This is a genomic window from Hymenobacter radiodurans (assembly GCF_004355185.1).
GTDB lineage: Bacteria > Bacteroidota > Bacteroidia > Cytophagales > Hymenobacteraceae > Hymenobacter > Hymenobacter radiodurans.
On sequence record NZ_CP037922.1, the window covers coordinates 2,485,688 to 2,503,325 of the forward strand.

At 59.8% G+C, this 17,638-nt stretch carries 14 protein-coding genes and 1 pseudogene; 8 read left to right on the forward strand and 7 right to left on the reverse strand.

Annotated features, from left to right (window positions below; all coding sequences use genetic code 11):
• The first annotated feature begins 293 nt into the window (after positions 1-293).
• The 4 genes from EPD59_RS11640 to EPD59_RS21620 all read left to right on the forward strand — a co-directional run bounded on the left by EPD59_RS11640 (position 294) and on the right by EPD59_RS21620 (position 5,282).
• Complete coding sequence (locus EPD59_RS11640) at positions 294-3,404, forward strand: SusC/RagA family TonB-linked outer membrane protein (protein WP_133272929.1); 3,111 nt, start codon at positions 294-296, stop codon at positions 3,402-3,404.
• A gap of 29 nt (positions 3,405-3,433) precedes the next feature.
• Positions 3,434-4,426 carry a RagB/SusD family nutrient uptake outer membrane protein gene (locus tag EPD59_RS22540; protein ID WP_240731369.1) on the forward strand — a complete coding sequence of 331 codons (993 nt, stop codon included), beginning with the start codon at positions 3,434-3,436 and terminating at the stop codon, positions 4,424-4,426.
• A gap of 38 nt (positions 4,427-4,464) precedes the next feature.
• Positions 4,465-5,010 carry a RagB/SusD family nutrient uptake outer membrane protein gene (locus EPD59_RS22545; RefSeq protein ID WP_240731370.1) on the forward strand — a complete coding sequence of 182 codons (546 nt, stop codon included), beginning with the start codon at positions 4,465-4,467 and terminating at the stop codon, positions 5,008-5,010.
• 80 nt (positions 5,011-5,090) lie between these two features.
• Positions 5,091-5,282 (forward strand): hypothetical protein, encoded by a 192-nt coding sequence (locus tag EPD59_RS21620; protein ID WP_165963430.1) that lies wholly within the window; start codon positions 5,091-5,093, stop codon positions 5,280-5,282.
• Here the strand turns inward: EPD59_RS21620 and EPD59_RS24140 are convergent.
• The 7 genes from EPD59_RS24140 to EPD59_RS11680 all read right to left on the reverse strand — a co-directional run bounded on the left by EPD59_RS24140 (position 5,187) and on the right by EPD59_RS11680 (position 12,577).
• Positions 5,187-5,390, reverse strand: coding sequence for an amidohydrolase family protein (locus EPD59_RS24140; RefSeq protein ID WP_133272930.1), 204 nt, complete (start codon positions 5,388-5,390; stop codon positions 5,187-5,189). The two genes, EPD59_RS21620 and EPD59_RS24140, sit on opposite strands and share 96 nt — an antisense overlap.
• Positions 5,309-5,920 carry an amidohydrolase family protein gene (locus EPD59_RS11655; RefSeq protein WP_133272931.1) on the reverse strand — a complete coding sequence of 204 codons (612 nt, stop codon included), beginning with the start codon at positions 5,918-5,920 and terminating at the stop codon, positions 5,309-5,311. The genes EPD59_RS24140 and EPD59_RS11655 overlap by 82 nt, the downstream gene beginning before the upstream one ends.
• Positions 5,883-7,226 (reverse strand): BNR repeat-containing protein, encoded by a 1,344-nt coding sequence (locus EPD59_RS11660; RefSeq protein ID WP_133272932.1) that lies wholly within the window; start codon positions 7,224-7,226, stop codon positions 5,883-5,885. Before EPD59_RS11660 ends, EPD59_RS11655 begins: the two co-directional genes overlap by 38 nt.
• Before the next feature lie 193 nt (positions 7,227-7,419).
• The gene (locus EPD59_RS11665) at positions 7,420-8,580 is read right to left on the reverse strand and encodes a glycoside hydrolase family 88/105 protein (protein ID WP_133272933.1); all 1,161 of its coding nucleotides are present in this window, start codon (positions 8,578-8,580) and stop codon (positions 7,420-7,422) included.
• Between the two features lie 84 nt (positions 8,581-8,664).
• Positions 8,665-9,636, reverse strand: a complete 972-nt coding sequence (locus EPD59_RS11670) for a family 43 glycosylhydrolase (protein WP_133272934.1) — start codon at positions 9,634-9,636, stop codon at positions 8,665-8,667.
• Between the two features lie 226 nt (positions 9,637-9,862).
• Positions 9,863-11,734 carry a glycoside hydrolase family 35 protein gene (locus tag EPD59_RS11675; protein WP_133272935.1) on the reverse strand — a complete coding sequence of 624 codons (1,872 nt, stop codon included), beginning with the start codon at positions 11,732-11,734 and terminating at the stop codon, positions 9,863-9,865.
• A 12-nt stretch (positions 11,735-11,746) separates the two neighbouring features.
• A complete protein-coding gene (locus EPD59_RS11680; RefSeq protein WP_240731371.1) occupies positions 11,747-12,577 on the reverse strand; it encodes a glycoside hydrolase family 43 protein in 831 nt (276 codons plus the stop codon).
• 609 nt (positions 12,578-13,186) lie between these two features.
• Between EPD59_RS11680 and EPD59_RS11685 the strand changes: the two genes are divergently transcribed.
• The 4 genes and pseudogenes from EPD59_RS11685 (at position 13,187) to EPD59_RS11700 (ending at position 17,329) form a co-directional block, all read left to right on the forward strand.
• The gene (locus tag EPD59_RS11685) at positions 13,187-14,155 is read left to right on the forward strand and encodes a ligand-binding sensor domain-containing protein (RefSeq protein WP_133272937.1); all 969 of its coding nucleotides are present in this window, start codon (positions 13,187-13,189) and stop codon (positions 14,153-14,155) included.
• Positions 14,156-14,160: 5 nt separating this feature from the next.
• Positions 14,161-14,541 (forward strand): annotated as a pseudogene (locus EPD59_RS24145) (two-component regulator propeller domain-containing protein); the annotation flags it as partial.
• Between the two features lie 368 nt (positions 14,542-14,909).
• Positions 14,910-16,553, forward strand: a complete 1,644-nt coding sequence (locus EPD59_RS11695) for a sensor histidine kinase (protein ID WP_133272939.1) — start codon at positions 14,910-14,912, stop codon at positions 16,551-16,553.
• Complete coding sequence (locus EPD59_RS11700; protein ID WP_133272940.1) at positions 16,511-17,329, forward strand: response regulator transcription factor; 819 nt, start codon at positions 16,511-16,513, stop codon at positions 17,327-17,329. The genes EPD59_RS11695 and EPD59_RS11700 overlap by 43 nt, the downstream gene beginning before the upstream one ends.
• The last annotated feature ends 309 nt before the right edge of the window (positions 17,330-17,638 follow it).

A 17,638-nucleotide genomic window follows, 5' to 3' on the forward strand; every position in this document is an offset into this window, starting at 1 on the left:
TTGGATACCCTTTATGCTAAACGTCAATCTGTAGTTTAAAATAACATCAAACGATTACGTTGGCTTAATTCCACCCCCTATTTCGACTAAATAAACCCGCCTTTTCCCAAGGTTGCTGCGCTACTTTTATCCTAGTCAACCTAGAAAAGGGAAAGCATTCACTGATTTCTTTTTCAGGGCCTACGCTAGGTTCTTCCTGCCATTGAGAAGTCCACTGACCAAGCTAAGTAGGCTTTCACTTTCTTCATCTTCCCACCTGTTCCGGTTCACCCCGGAATGCCAAACTTCACTCTATGAAACGAGAATGGCTACTCCTGTGCGGTACGCTCTTATCCCTCAAAGGGACGGACGTCTTCAGCGCCCCGAGCCCCGCTTCCCGAGACGGCGCCGCGTGGGCTCTCGCCTCTACCATCCCTGAAAAAGCCCCCCGCACTCCCGACCTGACCATTACCGGTACCATCACCGATGAGAAAGACCAGGGCCTGCCCGGCGCGACCGTAGTGGTGAAGGGCACCACCATTGGCACCGGCACCGATACCCAGGGCAAGTTCACGCTGACCGTGCCCGAGGCCAACGCCGGCGGCACCCTGGTGGTCAGCTTCGTGGGCTACACCTCTCAGGAAATACCTATCAGCGGCCGCACCAGCATCAGCGTGCAGCTCCGGCCCGATGCTCAGGCCCTAAGCGAAGTGGTGGTGGTAGGCTACGGCACCCAGAAGCGGGAGGATGTAACGGGCTCCGTGGCTTCCGTGCCCACGGACCGCCTGGAGAAAATTCCGGTCTCGAACGTGGCCCAGGCCCTGCAGGGCGCGGTAGCCGGCGTCACCATCACGGCGCCCTCGAGCGTGCCCGGCAGCCAGCCTAACATTCAGATTCGGGGGGTGCGCTCGATTACGGCCGGCACCAATCCTTACCTGGTGGTGGATGGGGTGCCGTTTCCGGGCAATCTCAACGACATCAACCCCAACGACATTGCCTCCATTGAGATTCTGAAAGATGCCTCCTCCACCGCCATCTACGGCACGCGGGGCTCCAACGGGGTCATTCTGGTGACCACCAAGCGCGGCAAAACCGGCAAGCCCCAGATTCGCTACAACGGCTACGGCGGCCCCGAGTACATGGTCAACAACCTCCACCCGCTCGACGGGCCGGCCTTCTCGGAGAAGTGGCAAGAGTTTACGCGCCAGCGGGGCATTAACCTTACGCCCGTGCCCAACACCGGGGAGCTGGCCAACTACGAGGCCGGCAAAACCACCGACTGGATGGATCTTATTTCTCAGCAGGGCTCCATTCAGAACCACAACGCCTCCATCTCGGGCGGCACCGAGGACGTGAAGTACTTCGTGTCGGGCGACTACTTCAAGCAGCGGGGCATCATCAAGGGCTACCAGTTTCAGCGCATCAGTCTGCGCACGAACATTGATGCCAACCTCACGCCCTGGCTGCGCATTGGCACTTCGGCCTTCTACTCCACTTCCAACGACGACGGCGGCCGCGCCAGCCTCAGCCTAGCCCAGGTGCTGAGTCCCTACGGCACGCCTTTCAACCCCGACGGCACCTACACCATCTTTCCCCAGCCCCCGGAGCAGCTGGTCAACAACGCTTTGCTGGGGCTGACCACCCAGCGTGAGGACCGCGTGAATCAGCTCACGGGCACGGGCTACGCCGAGGTGGAACCGACCTTTTTGGAAGGCTTGAAGTACCGGGTGAACGGCACCTACTCCTACCGGCCAGGCCGCTTCGCCAACTATGCTGGCCGGCCCGCCGGGGATTTGCGCGGCACCGCTCAGCTCATCAACGACGAGCGCCAGAACTACACGGTCGAGAACATCCTGTTTTACAACAAGAGCATCGGCAAGCATAACTTCGACCTGACGGCCCTCTATAGCGCCCAGCAGAACCGCTATTTCACGACCAGCGAAACGGCCACCGGCTTTATCAATGACCGGATCGGCTTCAACAGCATCGGCTCGGGTGCTAACGCGCCCACCATTAGCTCCTTCAACGAGCGGCGGACCCTGGTCTCGCAAATGGGCCGCCTGAACTACAACTACGACAGCCGCTACCTGCTCACGGTTACAGCTCGGCGCGACGGCTCCTCCGTGTTCGGGGCCGATGCCGACAAGTACGCCATCTTCCCCTCCATTGCCCTGGGTTGGAACATTGCTAACGAGGCTTTTTTGAAGGATCAGGTGGCAGTGAGTTTGCTGAAGCTGCGCTTTTCCTACGGCACTACGGGCAATGAGGGCATCAACCCCTACCAGACCATCACAGGCAACGCCCTGCTGCAGTACGCCTACGGGGGCGTAGCGGCCACGGGCCTGCGAGCCGACCGCATCGGCAACACCCGGCTGAAGTGGGAGCAAACCACCAGCAGCAACTACGCGGTGGACTTTGGCGTCCTGAAAAACCGCATCACGGGTACTGTGGAGTACTACAACGCCGAAACCGAGGACTTGCTCTTGAACCGGCAGATTCCGATTATCTCGGGCTACGGCACCATTCTCGACAACGTGGGCTCGGTGCGTAACCGGGGCATAGAAATGAGCTTGACCACGGCCAACGTACAGACCCCCGATTTCACCTGGGAAACAACCCTGAATGCCTCGGGCAATCGCAACAAGCTCCTGAGCCTGGGCTACACTGATGCCGACGACATCGGCAACCGCCTCTTCATCGGCCGCTCCCTGGGAGCCGTGTATGACTACGTGAAAACCGGCGTGTGGCAGGTGGGCGAAGACCCGGCCGGCCTGGACCCGACTGCCAAGCCCGGCGACCTCAAGTTTGAGGATCTCAACGGCGACGGGCAAATCACGACCCTGGACCGCAAGTACCTGGGCTCGACCCTGCCCAAATGGCAAGGCGGTATCACCAACACTTTCACATACAAGGGCTTGAGCTTGCGGGTGTTTATTCAGACCGTGCAGGGCGTGCTCAAAAACAACAACAACCTGAACTTCCTGGACTTGGGCGGCCGCCTGAACGTGCCGCGCGAGGTCGGCTACTGGACGCCCGAAAACCAGAGTCAGGACCGGCCCGGCCTGAGCTACATCAACCCCCGCGGCTACGGCTTCCCTACCAACGGCAGCTTCACCCGCCTAAAGGATCTGACCCTGAACTATGCTTTCCCGGCCCCGTTGCTGGATAAGCTGCACCTGGGCACCCTGTCGGTGTACGTGAGCGGGCGCAACATTTATACCTGGACCGACTGGGTGGGCTGGGACCCTGAGCAGACTTACACGTTGGGCAACGGCACGGGCAATATCGACAACCCCGTCAGCCTGCTCACTTCCTCCACCAACTTCAGCCCCACCACGAGCGTCAACAGCGGCACCGCGGGCCAAAACCCCAACTTCCCGACCGTGCGCTCCTTCGTGTTTGGGCTCAACATTGGGTTGCGCTAACCCTCCCACCCGACTTAGCACTCCGAACTATGAAACGTTTTACGATAGCTCTTACGGCTTTACTCATTACTTCTCAGCTGGTTAGCTCGTGTAAAGATGAGTACCTGGAGGAAAATCCGGCCTCCCTCTATACTCCCCAAACGGTGCTCGTGGACTCCCTGGGCTTTGAGTCGGCCATGGCCGGCCTGCAGTCGGTGGTGCGCGAGCAGTACACCCGCTCCGATGAGCAGGGTTTGCTGGGCATGATGCAGCTGGGTACCGACGTGGCCATTCCCGGCCAGGTGCAGGGCGCGGAAATTCCCTACTACAACTACGGGCTGCTCAACGCCCAGGACCAGGCCAGCGCCGTGATGTGGAGCTGGGCTTACCGCACCATCAACAACGCCAACCAGATTATTCAGGCCGCGGAAACGGCCCCGGCCACCCTCCGCCAGGGCTACAAAAACCGGATCAGCGGCGAGGCGCGCTTCTTCCGGGCCTACGCCTACAACTTCCTGGCGACTCTCTGGGGCGACGTGCCGCTGATTGAGCAGGCCATCACGGCCCCGCGCACGGACTTCACCCGGACGCCGGTGGCCGAGGTCAACGCCTTTATCATCAACGACTTGACCACGGCCATTCCCAACATGTTTATTGCCAGCCGGGCCGCCTCCGGCCGTATCACCCGGGGCGCGGCCCAGCACTTGCTCGGCGAGGTTTACCTGCGCGCGGGCCAGCCCGCGCTGGCCGAGAAAGTATTGCAAGAGCTCATTAGCAGCGGGCAGTACCGGCTCATCACGGCCCGCTACGGGGTGCGGGCCAGTGCGCCCGGCGACTACTTTGCCGACATGTTCATCATCGGCAACCAGCGCCGCAGCCAGGGCAACACGGAGCTGATCTGGGGCATTGAGCAGCAGCTGCTCGTGCCCGGGGGCACCACCAGTGCCCAGCAGCGCCGCATGTGGGTGCCCGCTTACTACAACATCCGGGGCATGGCCCTGGCCGACTCCTTGGGGGCCGTGGACTGGGCCGCCTACGCCTGAGCAACTGGGTGGACTACCGCCTGTATTCACCGGAGGATATGCGCAACTCCAAGTACAACCTCAAGCGCCGGTTTTACTACAACGACCCGGCTCAGACGGCTCTCTTTGGTCGGCCCGTCACGGGCCTGCGGGGCTCGGATACCATCTTCAACATCACGCCCTACACCACCAAGTGGAATCAGTTTGACCCCAGTGACACCTTCGGCTTTGGCACCATCAAGGACCTGACTATGATGCGCCTGGGTGAAACCTACCTGCTGCTGGCCGAGGCGCAATTTAAGCAGGGCAACACGGCCGGGGCCGCCGCCAGCCTCAACGTGCTGCGCACCCGGGCCCGCGCCGCCCAGGTCACGCCCGGCCAGGTGAATCTCAACCTCATCCTGGATGAGCGGGCCCGCGAGCTGATCGGCGAGGAGCAGCGCCGCCTGACCCTAGTGCGCACGGGCACCCTAATTGAGCGCACGCAGCGCCTGAACGGGGCCTCCGTCACTGGCCTGACGGCCAAGAATGTGCTGCTGCCCATCCCTCAGACCTCCATTGTCTTGAACAGCGACGCCCAGCTCGCCCAAAACCCCGGCTACTAAGCTCAGCATCGGCTAACAAGCCATAAAAAAGCCCCCCAGGCCGCTAGTCGCGGCCATTGGGGGCTTTTTTATGGGTACTTATGGAATACGACCACGCCCGTGCCGGCCTCGGGTCTGGTCCTTTTGGCTTACTTACTTTGGTAAAGGATGCGGCCTTTGCTAATGGTATAGGCCACCTACGTCAGGTGCTCGATGTTAACGGCCGGGTCTGCCGTCAGCAGCACCAGATCCGCCTGTTTGCCCACGGCAATGGTACCGGTTTGCTGGCTTAGCCCAAAGCGCTGGGCGGGGTTGGTGGTTAACGCGGCCAGAATCTGCGCAAACGACAGCCCGGCCTGGGCCAGCAGCTTATACTCCTGGGCCGGGGAGTAGTCCGACATAAAGCCCACGTCCGTCCCGAACAGAATTTACCCCCAGCGGCGGCGTACGTAAGCAACTGCTCCACCGCCGTGAGCAACAAGGGATGGTTCGCCGGGGCGTGGCCGGTGCGCTCTAATTCCCAGTGGTAGAGCTTAAGCGTAGGAATTAGGGCTACGTGCTGCGCGCGCAGGGCTTTAATGAGGGCGGGGGACCAGTTCTTCCGATCTTCGGGCGCAACGTGCACCAGCACGTCTACCCCGCCGGTGACGGCTGCAGCTACCCCCGTATTGTCGGTGGGGTGAGCAAACACGGGCTTTCCTTGCGTGTGGGCCGCGGCCGTCGCCGCCCGGATCACTTCCGGCGGCATGGTCACAATAGCTTTGCCCGTGTGTGCCCGCGTACGGTTTCCGCCTTGCGTCCGAAAATGGCCAAGTTCTGCCTTCCCTTGGTAGAGCTTTACGCCGGTGAGTTCACCGCTGCCTTGCCCGGGATGGTCGCGGCTGCGGAGCCAATTATTTTGCCCCCCGGCGGGTCGGAGGCTGCCACTCAAGAATGGTAACGGGCTGAGCCGGCAGGTTTTCCAGGGTCTCGCCGTCCCCCTGGCCCGTGCGCTGCACGAACAGGTGCAGAATGCCTTGGCGGCGCCACTCTTCGGTATCATAGCTCGGCTCCCAATTGCCTACGGAGGTAGTGGTTAGGTCAGTGATAGTCCACTGGTTTTGCCGCAGATCAGCGCACTGGGCCACGGCGGCGCGGTCCTGGCGCTCCACGTCTCGGAAGAGCAGGTAGGCCGCCGTGGTGCCCTGCCTTGTTGCCACTAGCAGCTGAGGGCGCGAAATCGGGATTTTCTTGGTACCTACCCCGCTCAGGCTAAAGGGCGTGGTGCGCTGCCCTACCTGCGCCGTGCGCCACTGCTGGCCATCCAAGTAAATGAGGTGATACTGGGGCACTTGGGTACCGGCGGGCCGCCAGTACGTGGCAATGTAGGGTATGCCGGCCGCGTCGGTAGTGATAGAAGTTTGGTTAATGAGCTCACTGTTTTGGGGAATGCGGGCGGCGTATTCGGCGGTGGCGGCGGTGATGGGCAGCTGGTACGCTTCGCCGGTGCTTTTCTGCCAGGTCAGGCCGCCATCCAGAGAGCGGGCATAGGCCATATCGTGGTTGGAGGCCACGTTGGGCGACTCGCGCCACACCCACGACACATGAATTGCCCCCCGCGGGTCGATGCAGGCCTGCCAGTAGGCATTGCGCTGGCCTTCCCCATTAATGAGCACATCGTGTACGCGCGTCCAACGCTGCGTCCGGGGGCTGTAGCGGTTGAGCACAAGGTTGCCGTTGCCGGAGCTACCATCGCGGTAGAGAAAGAGCAGGTCGCCACTGGGAAAGCGGTGAAACTCAGGATAAGTCACGTTTTGCTCTCCCCTCCCAACCATGGGCAGCAAGGGCGTGAGTTCCAGGGAGCCGGGCCGCACGCTGCGGCAATAGCGCAGAGGATTGCCGTGGTGGTCGAAGGACAGATGCAGGTAGCCGGCCCCATCCACCATCAGGCTAATGACATTGTGGGCATCCTGCACCTTGCCTTGGTAATGCGTGCGCTGCACCTGCCAGGGTCCGGCGGGCAGGCGGCGCTTGGCCAGCACCACATAGCCTAGGGAATCGTAGTAGACCGTGTACTGCTCTCGTTGGTGACTCACGACGGAGTTTTTACGAAAAATGGCCCCGTTGACGTTGTTTTTTGCCCAGCCCAAGCCCACGGGCGTCTGGGCAGCAACTGGAAGGGAGCTTTCTAGATAGAGGCCGCTGAGCAGAAACAGAAAGGGGAGCCACCGGCCCCGGGCACGAAGTAAGTCCTTCATAGATTCGTTTGGAGCGGGTTTCTCTTCCCCTAACCAGCGGTCAACTTTACGAGAAATACGGCTAACGGAGACTCGGCATCCTTTCCGGCCAGAGCTGACATAGGACGTCCATGCGTTAGGGCGGGGGGCTTTTTTGGCAGGGATATCAAAAGCCCCCCGCAACTTCCTGAGAAGCGGAGTAACCAGGAGCGGGTTAATTTTTATCCAGATAGTGGTACATCTCGCTGGCGGCTAGCAGGAATGCTCCCACCCCAAAATTGGTCGTCGAGTTCTGGTCGACTACCTGGCCGGGGATGGCTTTCTCGCCAATAGGCTGCACGTAGCCCACGGTGCCGTCGGGTTGCAAAGCTGTGGTGGTGAGGTAGTGCCAGGCGCGCTGCACGGTGGGCAAGTAGTCCTTTTTATCCAGCACGCCGTGGTTGATGCCCCAGAGCAGACCGTAGGTGTAGAAGGCCGTGCCGCTGGTTTCGGGGCCGGGCGCGTGCTCCGGGTCGAGCAGGCTGCGCGTCCAGTAGCCTTCGGGCCGCTGGGCCTGTTTGATGGCCGCAGCGAGGCCACGATACTTGCTTAGGTAGTCGGCGCGGTGCGGATCATCGGGGGGCAAATCCTGGAGCACCTTGGCCAGGCCCGCCAGCACCCAGCCGTCGCCGCGGGCCCAGAAGTCCTTTTTGCCGTTCACCGACTTGTGCTGGGGGTACACGTACTTGGCGTCGCGGTAATAAAGCCCCATTTCGGGATCGTGCATGATGCTGTTGGCGTAGCTGAAGTACTCGTGCAGCTTCGTCAGATACTGCGGATTATTGGTCACTTTATAAAGCTTGGTCATCACCGGCATCACCATGTAGAGTCCGTCGGCCCACCACCAGTAGTCGGAACGGTCGGTGCTCATCTCGTACTCCATCACCTCCCGGGCCCGAGCGATGCGCCGAGGTTCAGGCTTTAGGTTATATAGGTCGATGTATGTCTGAAAGCAGATCTGCCAGTCGCCAAACAGCACATGGTCCGCTGTTTCGCCGTACTTATATTTCCAGGTAGCCTTGTCGTCGGAGGTAGCGCCTTTCCACTGATTGTGCTCGGCCCAGGCTTCGGCGTACTGGCGGTACTTCTCATTTTTGGTCACGGCGTAAGCCGCCATGTTGCCCGTTTGGTAGGCAGCCGCGTCCCAGAACGACCACACCTGGGGCGGATGCGTGGCCTGCCAGTGGTCGTTTACTTTCGTGATGAGAGCCACCACCTCCTCTTTCTGAGGCTGGGCCGCTTTCGCATGGGTGTTGGAAGTGGCGCAGCCGGCACTTAGCAGCCCCGTTACAATGGCCAGGAAGGCGGCACTTAGCAAGTGTTTGTAGGGGGGCATAAAGCTTGGGACTAAGAGAAATCGACTGCTATCGGCTGGTTTAGGCGGGGGTTCAAACGCACAATGGGCGCCAGAATTCAGCTTTTATTTTCTGGGGGGCTTTTTCCGAATTACCGTTTTGTCCACGGGCTCAAACACATTAACTGGCAAGATATGCCCTTGGGCATCGAAGCGCAGGGGCGAAATACAGGTTTCGCGGTTGAAGCCATTGCCGTCCGGAATGCGGAAGCGGTGGTAGGCAATCACCCACTGGTCGGTGCCGGGCACTTGCAGTACGGAGTGATGACCTGCGCCTTTCACCACGCCCCGGCCCTTCAGCACCGGATTTTGCGCGGCCTTGGTGAACGGCCCCATGGGCGAGCTGGCCGTGGCGTAGGCCACGGAATAGCGCGGGTCGCGGGTGTCGTACTCGCTCCACATGAGGTAGTATTGGCCCTGGCGCTTGAAGGCGAAAGCACCCTCGTTGTAGCCCGGCGGCTTGAAGTCGACGACGGCCGCCGGGTCAAAGGAAATCATGTCGGGGTTGAGCTTCACCACATGCCCCTGGCCCTGCCCGAAATACAGATACGCCGAGCCGTCGTCATCCATCAGCACCATCGGGTCAATCATCTGGCCCTTGAATTGAGCTTTGGCAATCAGGGGCTTGCCGAGGGGGTCCTTGAAGGGACCCGTGGGCTTATCGGCCACGGCCACGCCAATGCTCTGGGCGGCGGAATAGTAATAGTAAAACTTGCCGTTCTTTTCGGCGATGGCCGGCGCCCAAGCATTTTTGGAGGCCCAGGTCAGGTCGCGGGGCAAGTCCAGAATCACTCCCTCGTTTTTCCACGTTACCAAGTCCTTCGAGGACCAGCACGTAAACGAAAAAGCCCCCCAGCCCGGAATACCGTCGGTGGTGGGGTACAGGTAATAGGTGGTGCCAAACGCGGCAATATGCGGGTCGGCGAATAAGCCAGGCAGCGCGGTGGGCGGGGCGTGCAGGGTGTCGGTCGGTGCCCGTTGCGCGAGGCTGGGCGCGCCGGCCCAGCAGCACAGCAGAAGCAGAATGAAATGGCGCATAGATACTACGTTGGTTAAAAACCGCAACAGGGCGGTACCCTCCAGTGCCTAGGCAGGTTCCCACGCCTGCCGAGTTTCTCCTTCCTCAGAAGTGAAGCAGGAAAGTGTCATACGCACGTCCTCCTCTCCCACCACGAAGGAAAGATGTGCTCATGCCCTGCTCCGGTTGGTACCGCCCGTTGCGTTGCCGTCAGCTACCTCTTCAGGCAAGCAGCTTAGTTGAATGTTAGTTGGGTTTCGGCGTGGTCCCCGTCGCCCGCACTACATCAAGAATAGGTTTCTCCACGCCGCTCAGCGTGGCCTGCTGGGGCTTCAATAACTCCAGCACCACCACTTCATTCGCGCCTTTTTTCAGCCACTCGGCGGGCACGTACAGGGTTTGCTGGGGACCAATTTCCCAGTAGCGGCCCAGGTGGCGGCCGTTGATCCATACGCACCCCTTCCCCCACTGACTCATATCAAAGTAGGTGTCCGCGGTTTTGTCCAGGGTAAATGAGCCGCGGCGCAATACGGGTCCATTTCCCGGCGCAGCCGACTTAGCCGCCGGGGCCTGAGCGACGATGGAGATATCGTTGAACGGCAGGCGGAAATGCTGCCAGCCAGTGAGTTCTGTGCCCGCGAAAGTGACCTGCTCGGTGATGCCCTTGCGGTTCTGATTCAGAAAGGGACCGAAGTTGAGGCGGCCCAGGTTTTCGACCAAAATCTCCAGCGTCACGCTGCCGGGGGGCAAATTTAGCTCCACCTGATCCTGCTCTAGGCGGCGATCTAGGGTAGCCACGCGCTGCCCGTTCACCAGCACGACGCCGTAATCGCGCAGATCCTTAATTTTTAACGTGCCCCTGCGACCACCGGGCACCTGGGTGCGATACAGCACGAAGCCGTAATCCTGGTTCAGGTCCTCAAAGGTCTGGGGCTTTGGGCTAACCACGGCCTTGGGCAGCGCCGCCGTCAGGGTAGTTACCTTATTCAGGCTGATTGTTGGAATGCGCATTGCGGGCTTGGCTGCGGGCACTGGGGGCAGCGTTGTGCCTTTCGGCAGGTGCTTTTCAATAACGCTGCGGAACGACAGGAACTTGGGCGTGGCGTTGCCGGCCTCATCGAGGGGCGCGTCGTAATCGTAGCTGCTGATCTGGGGCTCGAAGCGGGTGCCTTCGCCTTTGTAGTTAGCGCCGTTCATAAAGCCGCGGGTGGTGCCCCCATGAAACATGTACATGTTGATAGAGATGCCGGCCGCCAGCACCGAGTCGAGGCGGGGAGCATATTTTTCGGCTGCCACCGTGTGATGGGGCGTGCCCCACCAGTCAAACCACGCCGGGTACCACTCGGCAATATAGAATGGGCCCTTCCCGCCATGATACGTGCGCACCAACTGCTTGACTTGCTGGGGCTTGTCCAGTCCGTTCACGGCGGGCAGCAAACCGGGCAAGTGACCTTCTTTTACTTTCTCGGCCGGGTCGCAGGTGTAAAGCAGGCCATCAAAGCCCGCCTGCTCGAACATCTTGCGGTTCAGGGCTAGGTAGTCCTTGTCGCTGGCGTAAAAACCGTACTCATTTTCCACCTGTACCATCAGCACTGGGCCGCCGTGGTTTACTTGCAAAGGGGCTAATTGCTTGGCTACTTCCTTCAGGTAGCGGCCATAGGCGGCCAGGTAGTTGGGGTCTTTGCTGCGGACCACGAGGCTTTTATCCTTCTGCAGCCAGTACGGATAGCCACCAAACTCCCACTCCGCGCACACGTAGGGGCTGGGCCGCAGCACCACCCACATGCCCTCTTCCTGGGCAATCTTCACAAAGGCGGCAATGTCATGATTACCCGCAAAGTCGTACTTGCCGGGCTCGGGTTCGTGGGCGTTCCAGAACACGTAGGTACCAATGGTATTCAGGCCCATAGCCTTGGCCATGCGGATGCGGTGGCGCCACGCTTCCCGCGGAATGCGCGGGTAGTGCAGCTCGCCGGAAATCATCTGAAATGGCTTGCCATCGAGCAGGAAGCTCTCGTCGCCCAGCGTAAAGGTGTGCTTGGGCGTTTGCGCATAAGTGGAAGCCGCGGCTAAAGTCAGCGCTCCTAGCAGCAAAGCCCGCAGAAGGTGCTTACGCATAGTGACGTATCGTTATTGATTGAAAAAACTCAGGTTCCACTGCTCCAGCCAACTGATGCTGGGCTGGTTGTTCTTGAACTGCACGGGCAGCCAGAGGTAACGGCTGTCTTTCAGATCCTTGGGGTTCCAGCGGTCGGCCATGAAAATAAAAGCCCCCCGCTTGCCCGCTACCGGCAGCACAAACGTGGACTGCCCGCCGAAAGTGAGCTTGGCGTTGGGGCCAATCATGGGGTCGCCCAGCAGTTGCCAAGGGCCGAACAGGGAATTGGCTACGTGCAACGACGCCTCATTGGGCGCCCAGCCGGTGCAGCCGCTGGTAATCAGGTAGTATTTGCCCCCCCGTTTGAATAAAGCGGGGGCTTCGCGGTGGTTAGCAAAGAGCAGCGAGTCCTGCGTGGTCGCGGTCAAGTAGTCGTCGGCCAAGCGGGCGAGTCGCAGGTCATAGTTTTCGCGGGAGGAGTAGATATGGTAAGCCGCGCCGTCATCGTCCACATACAGGCCCATATCGCGCGACATGTTGTTGTTGGGCCGAAAACTGCTCACGTACCGAAACGGGCCGGAAGGCTTGTCGGCTACCGCTACGCCCGCGCGGGCCGCCTTGTAGCCCTGGTCTTTTAGCTCCAGATGAAACCACATCACGTACTTGCCCGTGCGCTTATTGTAGATGACCTTAGGCCGCTCCATCAAACAGCCTTGGGCAATGTCGTGTGCCGGATCTGATGACGGGGTGAGGGCTACGCCTTCGTACTTCCAGTTGTAAAGATCCGGCGAGGAATACACGTTCACGCCTTCCTCCTGATGCTGCGCGCGTTTCTCCCCGTACCAATAGTAGGTTTTCCCCACCAGCAAAATGCCCCCGCCGTGGGCATTAATGAGCTTGCCCTCCGTGTCGTACCACAGCTCGCCCGGCCTGAAGGAAGTGTAGCGGGCGGGGGCTTTTTCTGCGTGCCCCCCACCGGGGCAGGCTGTGCCAGGGCGTCAGGAGTCGCCAGCAGGAAGGCCAGAGGAAGCAGAGCGAGGAAACAGTTGCGCATGACGAGCAAGGATGAAACGGAGGAGGCCCAGCAGATGACGGCCCAAGACCGGGCAGCGGGCAGCGCCGCGTTAAGCCTGGTAGAGAGACTAAAAGTACTGACGACCTGCCCCGCCTTGCGGGGGTGTTTTGGTTGAAAAGGGGGGGCAAAATGGTTAGGATGGCCTACAGGGCGCAGGGTAAGCTTTGAATACCGAGCAATTGTTAAATTCGGCTGCCCGGCCGACTCTGCAGCGGCCCCTCACGCACTCTCACTCCCTTTCGCTTTCCTCCCCCACGCTACAATACGCTCCTCTCCTCGTGCCCTCTCCTCTCCTTTTCAAGCGGATACTTCCTGTTCTTCTGCTCTGGCTACTGCGGGTGGGGCACAGTCCAGCCCAAAATATTGCCCCCGGGACTTTCGGTTTGAGCACCTGACCGTGGACCAGGGGTTGTCGCACAGCGACGGGATGGCCGTAACGCAGGATCGGGCGGGCTTTATCTGGGTAGGTACCAACCGCGGCTTGGACCGCTACGATGGCTATAGCTTAAAGCAGTACTCTCTGCCCGTCAACCCCCGCAATGGCATTTCCGGCAACCGCATCAAAGTGGTTTATGTGGGCTCCGATGGGCGCCTGTGGGTAGGAACGGAACGGGCGGGGCTGAGCCTCTACAATGCAGAACACGACACTTTTTTCAGCTTCGACGAACGCCACGTTCCCGTCGCTTATCAGGCCCAAGCCCAGCAATTAGCCCAATCGGACGTGACGGCCTTGGCCTCAGACAGCGTGGGCCGGCTGTGGGTTGGAACCACCCAAGAAGGCGTTTTCGTGCTCACCTTCGATGGACGGGGCCGGGTACGAAAGCTGCAACAGCTGCCGCCGCACGTCAGCGGCCGTCCGTCCCTGTCGCGCGTAACGGGGTTGGCCATCGATACGGAGGGAAAGGTATGGGTGGGCACCTTGGATGCCGGGCTACAAGTAATTCGCGCCACCGAAGCGACCTTACCCGTACAGCCGACCCCGCTGGCCACGACGCCCATCCGGGCCCTACACCTGGATCGACGCGGCGATCTGTGGCTGGGCACCGATCATCAGGTGCTGTGGGTGTCGGCGGCCAACCGCCGCACCATGCGGGAACTTGACACGCATCCCCTTCCGCAGCAGTTCCCAATTCTGCAGTCCATTTTTCTCGACTCCATGGGGCAGCTGTGGGTAGGAACCATCTACGGGTTGTATGTGTGGCAGGCGGGCGTGGTCAGCGCCGGGGCGCCACCGCTGCGCTCTGCCGCACCTACCTTATTTCTGCCCCAGGATGATGAGTCGTTCAGCATTAACTCCGAGCGCATTCACCAAATTTTTGAAGACCGCAACCAGATTATCTGGCTGTGTGCCTCGGCTGGGGGCTAAATAAGGTGGACCTGCGCCAGAAGCCCTTCGGCCTGATCCGTCAGCAGCTAACTGGCCGGCGGGCGTTGTCGAACAACTATATCAATGCTATTTACAAGGACGAGACTCGCAACACCCTGTGGTTTGGAAGCCGCAATGGCGTGACGAGCTATGACTTAAATCAGCAGACCTACCACCATTACCTTAATCAGCAGGCAAGCAGCCCGCGCGGCGTGGATGTCTCCGCGGTTTTTCAAGCCCGGAACGGGATGCTGTGGTTTGGCACACGTGCCGATGGCTTGGTCACTCTTTCGCAGTCAGGAGGGCGCGAGAAGCTCACTACCTACACCAAACTGGCGGATGGCACCGACTTAAGCGCAGAAAGCATCGAACGCATTGTTCAGGACCGCGACGGCACGATATGGGCCGCCACTTTCGCCACGGGCCTGCACCGCTTTAGCCCTACCGGCCAGCACTTGGGTACTTACCGCACCAACAACAGCGCACTGCCGACGGATCAGTTTACGTTTTTGCTGTTCGATTTCCAGCGCGACGTAATGTGGGCCAGCACCCGCGATGCCGGATTGCTCAAGCTCCGCATTCGGGGTGACTCCCTGCAGGTGCTGGCCCAGTACCAATATGCCCCCAGCGCCCCAACAGCTTACGCGTCAACTATGTATGGCCCCTGCTGCTGGATGAGCAGGGTTCGCTATGGATCGGTACCATTGGCGGGGGGCTACACCAGCTGCGTACCGATGCGAAGGGGCGCGAAACCATGCATTATTATGATCAAAAGCTACCGGAAAGCGACGTAGAAAGCATCTTGGCTGATGATGCAGGTAACCTCTGGATCGGGGGCACCGGGCTTTATCGCTTTACGCCAAGTACGGGGCAGCACCTGCGCTACGACGTGGCCGACGGGCTGCAAAGCAACGCCTTCAAGATTGGCTCTGCGGCCCGTGCCCAGGATGGAACGCTCTATTTTGGGGGTATCAATGGCATCAACTATTTCCAGCCTCAGGAAATTCAAGCCAATCCCTCTCCCCCGGTGGTCCAGATTACGGGCCTGCGGGTCAGCAACAAGCCCGTGGCCGTAGGCGACACGCTGAACGGCCGCGTGTTGCTGCGGCAGGCCCTGTCGGCTCCCCAGACGATTACCATCCGCGATGCTGAGAACGACTTTGCGGTGGAATTCGTGGCTCTCAACTACGCCAACCCCCAGAAAAACCGCTACGCCTACCAATTGGTGGGCTACAACCAAGACTGGGTACACCCCGCGCCGGGGCAACGCACGGCCAGCTTTGCCAACCTGCCGGCGGGCACCTATACCCTCCACATCAAAGCCAACAATGGGGAAGGCGTATGGACCAAGCGCTACGCCACCATGCGCTTTGAGGTGCTGGCCCCCTGGTGGCGAACGTGGTGGGCGTATATGCTGTACGGGCTCGTGGCGCTGGGTTTCGTGGCGCTGTATCGCCGCTTTGAGATGAGCCAGCAGGAGCTCCAGAATAAGCTACGCTTGGAGCACTTTCAGGCCGAAAAGGAGAAAGAGCTGACTGACCTGAAGCTCGGGTTTTTCACCAATGTCTCCCACGAGTTGCGCACCCCTCTCACGCTCATTCTGGGGCCTATGGAGGAAATTATCAATAGTCCCGGCCCCGTGGCGGACCTGCGCCCTAAGGTGCAGCTCATGCAGAAACAAGCTCGTAAGCTGCTCGATTTGGTAAATCAGCTCCTCGACTTTCGCAAGGTGGAAACGGGCAACGTGCCCCTGCGCGCCAGCTACAGCGACGCGGTTCGCTTTCTAACGGACTTGTTTTCCATCTTTCAGCTTAAAGCTCAGGAGCGCGCCCTTGAATATGTACTGGATGTGCCTGCTGAGCCTATCCTTTTGTATTTCGACCGCAGCAAGCTGGAAATCATCCTCACCAACCTGTTGGCCAACGCCTTTACCTACACCCCCGACAAGGGTCGGGTGGAGCTATCGGCAACTATTGTCGGCAATCCAGGGGGCGAAGCGGTGTTTAGCAACGGCCTGCTCACGGGTAACTACCTGAAAATAAATGTGACCGATACGGGCGTGGGCATCAAGGCCACGGAGCTCGACCTCATCTTCGACCCGTACTATCAGGCCAGTCATACCAGCACCCTGCGCATGAAGGGCACGGGCATTGGCTTGTCGTTGGCCAAGCAGTTTGCCGAGCGCCATGGGGGCCGCCTATCGGTAGCCAGCCGGGAGGGGCGGGCACCACCTTTGAGCTGCGCCTGCCCTTCGGCCGCCAGCATCTGGGGCCCGATGATATACAGGAAGAGGATGTGCTCGTCCACGAGGAGGACCTGCCCGTGGACGAGCAGCTGGAAAAAAGCCCCCCAAGTATGGCGGGCGCTGAGATTCCGGCCGGGCCACCACGACTACTGATTGTTGAGGACAATGAGGAGGTGCGCCAGTACCTGCAACAACTTTTTGAGGCGGAATATGAGGTTAGTACGGCGGAAGATGGCGTCGAAGGCTGGGAAAAAGCGGTAAGCCAGCTGCCCGATTTCATTATTAGCGATGTAATGATGCCGCGCAGCGACGGCCTGGAGCTGTGTCAGAAAATTAAGCAGCATCCCAAAACGGCGCACATTCCGGTGCTGCTGCTCACCGCTCGCACGGCCGAAACCCACGAGCTCGAAGGTCTGGGCATGGGTGCCGACGACTACGTGAGCAAGCCGTTCAATCCGACCCTACTGCAGGCCAAGACCGCCACCATGCTGCGCAACCGCCGCAAGCTGCTCGAGTATTACCAGCGGCAGATCCTGCTGGAGCCCACCGAGATAGTAGTGGCCGACGCCGACCGCCAGTTTTTGGAAAATGCCATGAGCGTGGTAGAAAAGCACTTAGAGGACGCTGAGTTCAGCGTGCAGGTTCTGGTGCGGGAGGTGGGCATGAGCCAGTCCGTTTTCTACCGGCGCATCAAAAGCATTACCGGCCAGACGGCGGTGGAATTTATCCGGGATGTGCGGATGAAGCGTGCGGCTCAGCTACTGGCCCAAACCCAGATGCGGGTGTCCGAAGTAGCTTTTCAGGTAGGCATCGAGGATGCGAAATATTTCCGCAAAGCTTTCCAGAAGATATACGTGCTATCACCTTCCGAATACGCCAAACAACACCGACAAAGCCGGGAAGCCGCTGCCGCGCCTAATCAGGGTTAAGATACGGCTGATAAAGAGCGGATACGCCTTCACTCTTGTATCTAGCTTTAAACAAAGTAATTATGATGCCTGTGGCCTTCATCGCCTAATCGGAGAGTACTTATCTGTGATGAGTACGGCCCCTGTTATATCCTAAAAAGCCCCCACTCTCCGGGACGATTTTGTTAGGTTTGCTTTAGCTTCCTGGGCTCGGCCGGTGGGCTTTTTCGGTCCTATTCTTCTCGCCTGCTGTATACCGTATAAACTACGCCATTCTGCTGACTGGCTCGAAAGTCATTGACCCTCAGCTCCCACTGGCGCCCATATTTG